General features: G+C 39.6%; 10 protein-coding genes. All 10 read left to right on the forward strand.

The annotated features are described in order from the left end of the window. Positions 1–35 precede the first annotated feature (35 nt). The gene (locus CVT08_RS02820; RefSeq protein ID WP_107856958.1) at positions 36–824 is read left to right on the forward strand and encodes an energy transducer TonB; all 789 of its coding nucleotides are present in this window, start codon (positions 36–38) and stop codon (positions 822–824) included. 602 nt (positions 825–1426) lie between these two features. After that, on the forward strand, positions 1427–2827 hold the full coding sequence (locus CVT08_RS02825; RefSeq protein WP_021090103.1) for an aspartate ammonia-lyase: 1401 nt from the start codon (positions 1427–1429) through the stop codon (positions 2825–2827). Positions 2828–2918: 91 nt separating this feature from the next. After that, positions 2919–4262, forward strand: a complete 1344-nt coding sequence (locus CVT08_RS02830; RefSeq protein ID WP_004317491.1) for an anaerobic C4-dicarboxylate transporter — start codon at positions 2919–2921, stop codon at positions 4260–4262. Between the two features lie 346 nt (positions 4263–4608). Then, complete coding sequence (gene phsA / locus CVT08_RS02835) at positions 4609–6846, forward strand: thiosulfate reductase PhsA (protein ID WP_107860964.1); 2238 nt, start codon at positions 4609–4611, stop codon at positions 6844–6846. A 9-nt stretch (positions 6847–6855) separates the two neighbouring features. Then, positions 6856–7419, forward strand: a complete 564-nt coding sequence (locus tag CVT08_RS02840; protein ID WP_107856791.1) for a 4Fe-4S dicluster domain-containing protein — start codon at positions 6856–6858, stop codon at positions 7417–7419. Further along, positions 7412–8347 carry an NrfD/PsrC family molybdoenzyme membrane anchor subunit gene (nrfD, locus tag CVT08_RS02845; RefSeq protein ID WP_107856790.1) on the forward strand — a complete coding sequence of 312 codons (936 nt, stop codon included), beginning with the start codon at positions 7412–7414 and terminating at the stop codon, positions 8345–8347. The genes CVT08_RS02840 and nrfD overlap by 8 nt, the downstream gene beginning before the upstream one ends. A gap of 89 nt (positions 8348–8436) precedes the next feature. After that, on the forward strand, positions 8437–9105 hold the full coding sequence (locus CVT08_RS02850) for a response regulator transcription factor (RefSeq protein ID WP_107856789.1): 669 nt from the start codon (positions 8437–8439) through the stop codon (positions 9103–9105). Beyond that, positions 9089–10195, forward strand: a complete 1107-nt coding sequence (locus CVT08_RS02855) for a sensor histidine kinase (protein WP_107856788.1) — start codon at positions 9089–9091, stop codon at positions 10193–10195. The genes CVT08_RS02850 and CVT08_RS02855 overlap by 17 nt, the downstream gene beginning before the upstream one ends. Positions 10196–10244: 49 nt before the next feature. Continuing rightward, the gene (gene ruvB / locus CVT08_RS02860) at positions 10245–11255 is read left to right on the forward strand and encodes a Holliday junction branch migration DNA helicase RuvB (RefSeq protein ID WP_103621175.1); all 1011 of its coding nucleotides are present in this window, start codon (positions 10245–10247) and stop codon (positions 11253–11255) included. A gap of 23 nt (positions 11256–11278) precedes the next feature. Beyond that, a complete protein-coding gene (locus tag CVT08_RS02865) occupies positions 11279–12358 on the forward strand; it encodes a cytochrome C (protein ID WP_107856787.1) in 1080 nt (359 codons plus the stop codon). Positions 12359–12369: the final 11 nt, after the last annotated feature.

Here is a 12369-nt window from a genome sequence, read left to right on the forward strand (position 1 = left end):
TTTCAAACTATAGTGGCTTAGCAGTATCGGCGATAGTGCATGTAGCGGCGGCTTATTTTTTGCTTTCACATAACTTTAGCGAGGTAAAGATAGGCGAGCAAAAACCTATAAAAATAGCTCTAAATTCATTCACTCCAGTACCGCAAACTTCAGCTCCGCAGATAAGCGAACAAGTGATGATACCAGAGCCAACACCTCCAGCTCCACCAAAACCAGAACCTAAGCCTGAACCAAAGGTCGAGCCAAAGCCACTACCAAAACCAGAGCCAAAAAAGATAGAAAAGCCAAAGCCTGAGCCAAAAAAAGTGGAAAAAAAGCCGCTGCCAAAGCCTGAGCCAAAAAAAGTAGAGCCTAAAGAGCTTAAAGAGGTCACTAAACTGCAAAAAGAGCTACTAAACAACAAAAGCGTCGCGGATCTAGAAGCGACCGCTAGTGGTAGTACCGCCACTCCAGCACCTGCTGTAAATTCAAATTTACCAGCAAATAACAAGTCTATCGCCTCAGCTCCAGCTCAAAAAGTAGCGCAAGAGTTAAATTTATCAAATGCACAAAGTGATGAGGACTTTAGCAAGGTTATAGCAGCTGTGAAAAAGCATAAAAACTACCCAAATAACGCTAGAAGGATGAAGCATCAAGGCGTTGTTGAAGTTAGATTTTTGCTTAAAACAGACGGCAGCATAGATGAGCTAAAGGTTACTAAAAGTTCAGGCTTTGAGTCGCTTGACAATGGTGCTTTAGAAAATGTCAAAAAAGCAAGCTCTGAGTTTCCAAAGCCAAAAGAAGCTCGATATCTTCGCTTTCCTATAGCATTTACATTAAGATAGTTTTGGTTTTTTGACTTATTTTTTGCAAAATGTATTAATGTATAAGATAAGGATTTTGCGCTTAATAAAAACTTAGCTTAAGTTATATTTAAAACAAACAAGTATAAGAGATAAAATTTAATCAATTGTTATTCTTATAGTTGCCTTTTTAGGAGCTGTTTTTTTTAAAAAAAGATAATAGTAAATTTAATAAAATTTAATTTTCAACCTTGCTTGTACAAAAATAAAAATATTATTATAAAAATTTTTAACTATGAAATTTTTAGTTTGGCTGTTATAAATTTTTGTAAATTTATATTTATTTTATATTAAATTTTTTTCTCAAAAAAATGGCTTTTTAAACTTAAAGTGTAGGATAAATCTGAGCTGATTTGACCCTTTTTTTATAATAAAAAAAGTGATATTATTAGTAATATAACAATTTAGACAAGTAAATTCCTAAAAAAATTAGCTTAAATATGAAATATAATTTTCTTTCAAAGAGCGTCATATCAAGTCAAAAAGCTTAAAACTTAAAAAAATAAGTAGTCATTAATATTTAAAAATCTCAAATACCTATATAATTTCACTCGGTAACAAATTTTTACTAAGGAGAAGCTGTTATGGCAACCAGAAAAGAACATGATTTTATTGGCGAGTTGGAAATTTCTGACGAATTTTACTATGGTATCCAAACATTTAGGGCTACTGAGAATTTTCACATGAGTGGTAGAACACTAAAAGAGTATCCATACTTCGTAAAGGCATTTGCACAGATTAAAAAAGCTGCTGCGCTTGCAAATAAAGAGGTTGGCGTTTTAGATCCAAAGATAGCTGATGCTTTGGCAAAAGCTGCTGATAGAGTAATAGCTGGCGAGTTTTTAGATCAATTTGTCGTTGATATGGTTCAAGGTGGTGCAGGAACAAGTACAAATATGAACTCAAACGAGGTCATCACAAACATCGCACTTGAGAGCCTTGGTCACAAAAAAGGCGAGTATCAATATATCCATCCAAATGATCACACAAACCTTGGACAAAGTACAAATGATACTTATCCAAGCTCTATTAAAGTAGCAACTTATGCAAAACTTACTGACTTGCTTGCTGCTATGAATTTACTAAAAGATGAGCTTGAGAAAAAAGCAAAAGAATTTAAAGATATCATTAAAATGGGTAGAACAGAGCTTGAAGATGCTGTCCCTACAACACTTGGCAACACTTTTAACGCATTTGCAAGCTATATCAAAAGTGACATTGAAAAGATCACAGCTGCTCGTGAGTCAATGACGCATCTAAACATGGGCGCAACTGCGATAGGTACAGGCATCAACTGCCACCCAGAGTATAAAAATGTAGTTGTTAAAAAACTAAAAGAGATTACTGGGGTTGATTTTAAAAAGGCTGATGACTTCATCGCTGCTACACAAGACACTGCAGACTTCGTTCACGTAAGTGGTGCGCTTAAAACCGCCGCTGTTAGACTTTCTAAAATTGCAAACGACTTAAGACTAATGAACTCAGGTCCAAGATGCGGTCTTGGCGAGATAAATTTACCTCAAATGCAACCAGGCAGCTCAATCATGCCAGGTAAGGTAAATCCAGTTATCGCTGAGGTTGTAGGTGAAGCGTGCTATGAAGTAATCGGCAACGACGTAACTATCATGCTTTGCTCTGAAAGAGGCGAATTTGAGCTAAATGCGTTTGAGCCAGGCATCGCTTATGCACTATTTAACTCTATATTTATCCTTGAAAATGCTATGAAAACACTAGCCCAAAAAGCTATCAAAAAACTTACAGCAAACCCTGAGGCTTGCCTAAAATCAGTTCTTGGCTCAGTTGGTATCGTAACAGCATTTAACCCATATATCGGTTACGAAAAATCAGCAAGTATCGCTAAAGAAGCGCTTCAAACAGGCAAAGCAGTTGGCGATATCTGCCTAGAGAGAGGCTATCTAAGCAAAGAAGAGATCGATAAGATTTTAGAGCCTAAAAATATGCTAAATCCGAGCATGGTTAAGTAAAATTTTAAGCAAAGTATTATTAAAAGCGTGCCAAAATTCTGACACGCTTAAGTGGTGATTTTAGTAATAAAATTTAATAAAGGAGTTTTCGATGGATATAATGCTGATCTTACAGATTATAGTCCTATTTGGCGGCATCTATCTTGGTGTCAAACTAGGTGGTATGGGCGTTGGCTACGCAGGTGGTCTGGGCGTTGTGATACTTGCTTTACTTGGTATGAAAGTCGATATGAAAGACATCCCTATGGATGTTATCTTGATCATCGCTTCAGTTATCTCAGCGATCACAGCTTTGCAAGTTGCTGGCGGACTTGACTATTTAGTTCAAGTAGCAACAAAAATTTTACGCAAGAATCCAAAACAAATCAACTTTCTTGCTCCGATAGTTACTTACTTTTTAACTATCCTTGCAGGAACTGGACACACTGCGTTTTCTATGATCCCTGTTATCGTTGAGGTTGCAAAAACACAAAACATCAAACCTTCAGCTCCACTTGCGCTTTCAGTTGTCTCTTCTCAAGTAGCGATCACTGCAAGCCCTATCTCAGCTGCTTTTGTTGCTATGAGTGGTCTATGTGAGAAGCTAGGTGTTAGCTATCCAGTGTTGCTATTTATTTGTATATCAACTACATTTGTGGCTATGATTATCACTGCGTTTATTATCAATAAATTTTACGATCTTGACCTTTCAAAAGATCCTATCTATCAAGATAGACTTGCAAAAGGTTTGGTTGCAGAGGTTAAGGATGTCGAGTATCACGAGCCAAAACCATACGCAAAAAGATCAGTTGCTATCTTTGCAGTTGGTGTTTTGATCGTTGTTTGCTATGCGCTATATATCTCAAAGAGCTTAGGTCTTGTAGAAAAACCTATCCTTTCAAGAGATGCAGCTATCATTAGCTTCATGCTAACTATCGGCTTTACGATAGCAGTAGCATGCAAAGTTGAGACAGGCAAACTTCTATCAACTAGCACTTTTCAAAGTGGTATGAATGCGTGCATCTGCGTTGTTGGTATCGCATGGCTTGGTACTACATTTGTTAATGGACACCTTGACGCTATCAAAGAGGCTGCAAAAGACTTCGTTACTCAGTATCCATTTATCCTAGCTGTTGCGCTTTATTTCTTAAGCTGCTTGCTATATTCACAAGCTGCTACAACAAAGGTTATGATGCCTGCTGTTGCTGCTGCTCTTGGTATGACTAGCCCTGAAAATTCAGGTCAAATTTGGATCCTTGTAGCTTCATTTGCTGCAGTTTCTGGTCTATTTGTATTGCCAACATATCCTACAACACTAGGTGCGATAGCGATGGACGATACAGGAACTACAAGAGTTGGTAAATTTGTATTTAACCACTCATTCTTCATCCCAGGAACTATAATGGTTGCATTATCAGTTATCCTTGGATTTATAGTAGCTCCAGTTCTTATATAAAACTTAGGCCGAGAGAGATCTCGGCCTTTTTAACACACTTTAAATTTTTCAATTTTTTTATATCAAATCTTAAATAATATCTCTTTTTAAATTTCTAAATTTTTTTATTTTTTTATAAATCACGCAAAAAAATCGCACTAAAATTTTAATCCTTCTTAATTTATCATTTTTTTAAAAATTTGCTCTATTTTGATATTTTATCTCACATACCATAAAAAAATAGAAATTAAAAAATTATTAAATAAAAATCCGGTTACTTCCTTGTTCTCTCCCCTGCCTATCTACTGCTGCTTCCACTTTGTATAATAGACAGGATTACTTTCTTTTTTTTTTTAATACTGAGAATGTGTATAAGAGACAGGCTGCATCATCTCTATCAGGTGGTGCTTTGCAAGGTGCTGCAAATGGAGGCGAAAAACACGTTCATAGCTTTTGTGAGATGTGCTCTTCAAGGTGTCCTATCGAAGCAAAAGTCATTGATGGCAAAGTTCGCTTTTTAAGTGGCAATCCAAAAGCTGGTGGCACGGCAACCTCTCTTTGTGCAAGAGGTGGCTCAGGCTTAAGTCAGCTCTATGATGAAAATAGGATCAAAAAGCCATTAATCAGAGCTGGTGAGAGAGGCGAAAATAAATGGCGTGAGGTTAGCTGGGACGAGGCGCTTGACTATGTCGCCTCAAAGATGCTTGAGATCAAGCAAAAGTATGGCCCTGAAAGCTTTGTCTTTACCTGTAAAAGCTCGCAAACGCACAAGCTAATGGTAAATTTTGCCTCAGCTTATGGCTCGCCAAACTGCTTTTCACACTTTTCATGCTGTCCGATCACCTATCAAATGGTCTGCGAGCAGATGTATGGCATAGCTAAGCTAAAAAGAGACTTTGCAAATGCAAAATACGTTGTAAATTTTGGCCACAACCTCTTTGAGGGTATCGTCATAGCTGATGCTAAAAAGCTTGCTAAATTTGCAGCTAGCAAGGATACAAAGCTACTTGTGCTTGAGCCAAGATTTAGCGTTGTGGCTTCAAAGGCCGATGAGTGGTTACCAGTTAAACCTGGCACCGACCTTGCCTTTGTGCTAGCGCTTATCAACACTTGGATACAAAATGGTACTTACGATAAAGAATTTATAGAAAAATTTACAACTGGCTTTGATGAGATTGTTAAAAGCGTAGAGGGCAAAACGCCTGAATGGCAAGAGACAATCACTGGCATAAAAGCAAGTGATGTTAGACGCATCGCTGATGAAATTTATAAAGCTGCTCCAAGAGTTATTTTTGATTTTGGGCATAAGACAACTACCACAAGAGCTGAATACATGAGGACAAAAGCCATCATGGTGGCAAATGCGATGATGGGCAACTGGGAGGTTAAAGGTGGTCTTTTTGGTGGCAAAAATGCAAAGACCTTTAACAAACTAGTTGGCGAGGATAAATTCCCAGTTCTTAAAAACCCAGATGAGAAATTTAAAGTGCCAAAAGTTACCAGACTAGACTTCGCTGGCGAGGCTGGAGTGCATAAATTTGTAAACAGAAAACATGGCGTTTTGATGGATATAGATAACGCTATCTTAAACGAGAAGCCTTACGCCATAAAAGGTTGGTTTAACATCCGCTTTAACCACCTCATAAACGTGGCTGAGACGATGAAGAGCATAGAGGCGATGAAGAAGCTTGAGCTCATCGTAGTGAGCGATGTTTATCTAAACGATATGGCGACCTTTGCTGATGTCATATTGCCTGAGAGCAGCTACCTAGAACGCGACGAGGGCATAGAGGACAAGTCAGGTCTAAAACCAGCTTATATGATAAGAAATAAAGTCGTCGATCCAGTTAGCGATACGAAAGATGGGGCGTTTATCTTTAGAGAGCTAGCACGCCGCATGAAGATAGATGAGCTTTACACTTGGAACGATATACGTGAGTTTAGGATGCAACAAGCCGGCGGAGATGTAAATTTACTTGCCGCACTAGAAAAAGATGGCTTTATCACGTGGGACGAGCCGGGAATTTTGTTTAGAGAAAAAGGTATGATCGATAAATTTGTCGCTAAATATCCAGTAGCTGCTAAATTTGTAGGAGAAAATGGCCTAATGGACGATATGGCCAAACTTAAAACAAAAAGCGGCAAGATAGAGCTATTTTTACCTGACGTTGAGGCGCAGTTTGCAGGATATGGCGCGCTAAATGACAAAGATATGGATACATTTGACGGACACGAGCTTTGCTTAACTTGTGGCAAAACACCTGTCCATACCAACGGCCACACTCAGGCAGTGCCATTTTTAAATGACCTTATGAGTGATAGCCCTATCTGGATCAATCCAAACACCGCTAAAAAGCAAAATTTACGTGACGGCGACACGGTCTTAGTCAAAAATAAATTTGGCGAGCAAAAGGGCAAGCTTATGGTGACTGATGGCATTAGAGAAGATACGCTCTTTATCTATCACGGTTTTGGACACATCACACCAGGCCTAAAAACTATCAACCACGTTGGCTTAAATACAAGCGTGCTTCTTGACCCAGCAGAGGGCCCAGTAGCTGCAACTATGGTTACAAATGTTGGCGTTAGCATAAGTAAAGCGTAAGGATAGAAAATGAAAAAATATATGATGATACATGATGAAAATTTATGCATCGGCTGTCAAGGCTGCTCGGTAGCTTGCAGAAGTGCAAATAACGTGCCAAGGGGACTTTACCGCTTGCAAGTGCATGCAAAGATGAGTGGGACATTTCCAAATTTAAAGACCGACTTTTTACGTCAAAGCTGCGTTATGTGCGAAGATGCACCTTGTGTTGAGGTTTGCCCAACTGGAGCTAGCTTTAAGACAAAAGACGGCGTGACTTTAGTTGATCACAAGATTTGCGTTAGCTGCAAATACTGCATCCTAGCCTGTCCATACGATGCACGTTTTGTGTTGCCTGATGGTGAGATAGGTAAATGTACATTCTGCTATGAGAGCAGGCTAGAAGAGGGCAAAGACCCAGCTTGTGTTAGCGTCTGCCCTACAAATGCCCTAACTTTTGGCGATATCAATGATGAGAATTCTAAAGTATCAAAACTACTAAAAGAGTCAAAATACTACTTGCCAAAAGAGGAGTTAAAGACAAAACCTCTACTTGCAATGATCGCAAACACAAAAGGAGCACACAATGAATAGCATGTCAGGAAGTCTAGCTCAATATACAGAAATTTACTGGGGCTGGCCAATAGCATTTTATCTATTTTTAGCAGGACTTAGTGCAGGTGCTAGCATCGTTGCTGTGCTTATCTCAAATAAATTTGGCAAGGATAACTGCTACTTTAAAGCAGCCGCTCTTATCGCTCCAGTGGCGATCATCTTTGGTCTTGCGCTTTTGGTAGTTGACCTTGGTAAGCCGCTAAGCTTTTACTGGATCTTGTTGCTTTACAACTTTGACTCAGTTATGTCAATAGGTGTTGCGCTACTTCTAGTTTATACGCCTCTTAGCGTTATCTACGCAGTTGGCGCGTTTAAAAATGAGATCGCGTCGCTTAAAATTTCTATCTGCGACGTGGTTGCAAATATAGCTGAAAAACTTTCAGGTTTAATAGGAATTTTACTTTTCATCCTTGGCATTGGCGTTGGCGCATATACGGGCTTTTTGCTAAGTGCAGCTCACAAGGTCGCACTTTGGAACACACCAGTTCTACCAGTATTATTCTTAGTCTCTGGTTTAAGCTGTGCTGGTGCATTTACGCTACTAATCGGCGTGCTAAAAGACAAAGAGAAAAAGCACAACGATGCTGCACACTATTTATTAAAATTTGACTTTTTTGCGATAATAGTTGAGTTTTTACTTATAGTTGCTCTTTTTGTGCTTGTTTCAAATGCAAGTGCAAGCGGCGCAAACACAGTTGCAAACGCATTGAGCGCAAATTCTCTTGGCTTGATGTTTTATGTAGGTGTTATTGGTTTTGGTATGGCGTTGCCTATCATTTTAGACTTAAGCGTTTTAAAAGCGCATGATTTCAAACGTGAGATCGCAGTTCTAAACGCTATTTTTGTTATCTGCGGCGTCTTTTTATTAAGATGTTACATAGTTTACGCAGGTAAAATTTTTATTTAATACTTAAAAAAGAATTTTAATTTGGAATTTACCTATTAAGTATTACAATAGATAAAAATCTTATTAAAGTTTGTTTTTAGGAGAGCATTTTGAAGATTTTGCTTTTAGAAGATGATTTGGGGTTTCAAGAGAGCGTCTGTGAGTTTTTGCAGACGCTTGGTTATGAAGTTACAGCGGTGAGCGACGGTCAAGAGGCTTGTGATCTGATAGAGAAAAATTTCTATCACCTTTTTATACTTGACATAAAAGTGCCTGGAGTAAATGGTCACGAAGTTATCAAGTATATAAGAAGTCTAAATCCAAACGCTCCTATCATGATAACGACATCTTTAGTTGATATTGATGATATGGCGATTGGCTACGAACTTGGCTGTAATGAGTATCTAAAAAAGCCATTTGAGCTAGCTGAGCTTAAATTTAGAGTTGCTGAGCTTATGCGAAAGTACTATGGCACCGATGATAAGAACATAGTTAAGATAAACAAAGAGTTTAGCTTTAACCTAAACAAGCGTGTGTTACTTAAAAACGGCAAGATGGTTGATCTTAGCGCAAAAGAGGTCGCTTTGGTCGAGTGTTTGGTCTCACATCTAAATTCTTACGTCAGCATGGAGGAGCTTAGAGATCTTGTCTGGAACGACAAAGAGATCGAGGGCGCTGATATAAGGATGCACGTTTTAAAGATAAGAAACAAGACAAACAATAACTTTATCATCTCAAAGAGGCGCATAGGCTACAAGATAGATGCACAAGAGCTTTAAGATCCAGATCATAGCGACATTTGTCATAATGTCGCTTTTTTGCTTTCAAAGCTTTGTGATCTTAAATTTAAGCCAAAAAGACAGCAGCTCAAAAGCCCTTTTTGGTGCTATGAAGCATGAAACTATCATCAAAAATTCATTTCTCAAAAACGAAAACATAGCTAGCTCATTAAAATATAAATTTGCTATCTACGATGTAAATTTTAAACCCATCATCTCAACCCTCGTAAAAGAACCAAGTAACTTTAAATTTGTAACTCTTGAAGAGAACGGCTGTCTCTTTTACAAGAGCTTTTTTATAAAAGATAAGACCCCTTATTACATAGTCGTTGAAAAGGAGCTTGATAATAAAAAGAGCCTCTTTTTAACAGCTATCATGCTGCTTGTCATCCTTGTGGCAGTGCTTTTTATCGTCTATTTTTTATATCTAAGCAGCGTTAAGCCTTACAAAGAGTTTCAAAAGTATATGAACAACTTTTTTAACGACGCCATGCACGAGCTAAAGACGCCCCTTGGCGTAGCTGGCATGAACCTTGAGATGCTTGGACTTGAAAACAAGTATATAACCCGCATCAAAAACGCCCTAAAACAGATGCAAATAACCTATGAAGATGTCGAGTACTTCATAAAACGAGGCTACATCAAATTTCCAAATGAACGGCTAAATTTAGGCGAATACGTTAAAGAGCGAGTGAAATTTCTCTCAAGCGTGGCTGATGTCAAGCACATCGTGGTAAAGACAAATTTAGCAAGCGAGGCATTTACTATGCTAAGCAAGGTCGAGGCTCAGCGCATCATCGATAACACTATCACAAACGCCATAAAATACAGCCCAAAAGAGAGCGAGATAATAGTAAATTTAGAGCTTGAAGATGAGCGCATAAATCTTAGCGTGCAGGACTTTGGCAAGGGGATAAAGGACGTCAAAAGGGTCTGGAAGCGCTACGTCAGAGAGGATGAAATTCAAGGCGGTTTTGGTCTTGGGCTAAATATCGTCAGCGAAATTTGCCAAAAACATGACATCATATACGGCGTCGATAGCGTTTATAATGAAGGCAGCACCTTTTACTATAAATTTAAACGAGCTTAGATTAAGCATAAAAGCGTAAAATGAAGCCTTAAATTTAGAAGGAAAAACTTTGGATAGAATCGTTGAAATCGAAAAAGTAAGCTTTGAAAATGACTTTGAAGTCTCGCTAAGACCTAGCAAATTTGAAGACTACATCGGACAAGAAAAGATAAAACAAAATTTAGACGTCTTTATAAAAGCAGCCAAAAAGCGAAATGAGTGCCTAGATCACGTGCTATTTTACGGCCCTCCAGGACTTGGTAAAACCACCCTTGCTCACATCATCGCAAACGAAATGGGCGTAAGTATCAAAATGACCGCAGCGCCGATGATAGAAAAGAGTGGCGATCTCGCGGCGATCCTTACAAATTTACAAGAGGGCGACGTGCTTTTTATCGACGAGATCCACCGCCTAAGCCCAGCTATCGAAGAGGTGCTTTATCCTGCGATGGAGGACTTTAGGCTAGACATCATCATAGGCTCAGGGCCTGCAGCTCAGACTATCAAGATAGACTTGCCAAAATTTACGCTTATCGGCGCGACTACTCGTGCTGGTATGATCTCAGCGCCTCTTAGAGACCGCTTTGGGATGGACTTTAGGCTGCAGTTTTACACAAGCAGCGAGCTAAGCCGTATCGTGCAGATCGCCTCTGCTAAGCTTGGCAAAGAGTGCGACAAAAACGCCTCTTTGGAGATCGCCAAACGCTCACGTGCCACGCCTAGGATCGCCCTTAGACTGCTAAAGCGTATCCGCGACTTTGCCGAGGTAAATGACGAGCTAGTCATCAGCCACGAGCGCGCAAAAGAGGGACTTAATGCGCTTGGTGTAAATTCGCTTGGATTTGATGAGATGGATATTAGGTATTTAGAAATTTTAATGCAAGCAAGGCGCCGTCCTATGGGGCTTAGCACGATCGCTGCGGCACTTAGCGAGGACGAAGGCACGGTTGAGGACGTGATCGAGCCATATCTGCTTGCAAATGGCTTTATCGAGCGCACCGCAAAGGGCAGGATCGCTAGTGCGAAGTGTTTTGAGACCTTTAACGTCAAGATCGACATCGAAAAAGGGCTTTTTGAGTAGCGAAATTTAAATTTGGAGCAAAAATGAGCGAGCCACATCTTTGTCCTAAGTGCAAGCAAAGGACGATTTACTTTGACGGGATTTGTTATGAGTGCAGGCAAAAAGAGAAGCTGGAGTTTTACGAGGGCTTAAGCGAAGATGAGATCAAAAAGAGGCAGAAAGATATCCTCGCTCGCATTGACGAGCTATATAAATATGATGAAATTTACAGCGACCTCACATATATTTTTTATCTGCATGGCATTTGCGACGAGCAGATCATCGAAGAAGTGACAAAAAACAGCGGGTACTACCCACCTGAAATTTACAAAAAGGCTTCAATAAAGATCAGAGATGAGCTTATAAAGAGGCTTTCAAGCGAAGAAAATATAGTCAAGCTAAATCACATCCTATCAGCACTTGCATGGCAGGGCGATGAGGTAGTAAGGGAGCTATTTTTTAAGCTCTATAATGCGCCAAAGCCTTGGAAGGCAAAGCTTCACGTTGATATGGATGGATACGCGCAGGTTGCTGGCTGGAGCTTTGATAGCAGTGGTAAGAGAAGAAGCCTAGTTTTTGATAAGTGCTTTACCTGCCAGCCAAGCCAAAGCGCAGAAGCAAGCATTAAATTTAAAGCTGCAAATGATGAAAAATGTAAATTTTGTAACGGCGAGATGCTAGAACTCACTATCAAAAAAGAGAGCCTAAAGCGACTTGGGCTAGAGCTTAAAAATGACGCTGTGCTTAAATTTTGCCCGACATGCGTGGGCTTGGTGCAGTACTTTTGCCAAAATGACGGCAAAAGCGTTCAAACAGAAGTGGTAGGCGAGGGCGAGAGCGAAGACTATGTAAGAGAGGCTGTGGCGGTGCTTGATGGGCAAAAATTTGAGCTAGCCAGTGAGGTTTGCGCTCACTACTCATATATGATAGATAGTGAAATTTTGCTTGGCGGATATCCGCAGTGGCAGCAAGATAGCGAGTATCTAGCCTGCCCAAAATGTGGTAAAACGATGAGATATCTAGCGCAAATTCCTTTTGGTGCTTTGATAGACGGTGAGGGCACTATTTATATGCAAATTTGTGATGAATGCGAGGTTGTCGGAGCAAATTTTCAGTGCACGTAAAAGGCTAAATT

Source organism: Campylobacter concisus, from assembly GCF_003048835.2.
Lineage (GTDB): Bacteria > Campylobacterota > Campylobacteria > Campylobacterales > Campylobacteraceae > Campylobacter_A > Campylobacter_A concisus_D.

Coding starts and splice junctions, on each gene's coding strand:
- CVT08_RS02825 (WP_021090103.1), top strand. CDS start 1,427: ATGGCAACCAGAAAAGAACATGATTTTATTGGCGAGTTGGAAATTTCT.
- CVT08_RS02830 (WP_004317491.1), top strand. CDS start 2,919: ATGGATATAATGCTGATCTTACAGATTATAGTCCTATTTGGCGGCATC.
- CVT08_RS02840 (WP_107856791.1), top strand. CDS start 6,856: ATGAAAAAATATATGATGATACATGATGAAAATTTATGCATCGGCTGT.
- CVT08_RS02865 (WP_107856787.1), top strand. CDS start 11,279: ATGAGCGAGCCACATCTTTGTCCTAAGTGCAAGCAAAGGACGATTTAC.
- nrfD (WP_107856790.1), top strand. CDS start 7,412: ATGAATAGCATGTCAGGAAGTCTAGCTCAATATACAGAAATTTACTGG.
- CVT08_RS02855 (WP_107856788.1), top strand. CDS start 9,089: ATGCACAAGAGCTTTAAGATCCAGATCATAGCGACATTTGTCATAATG.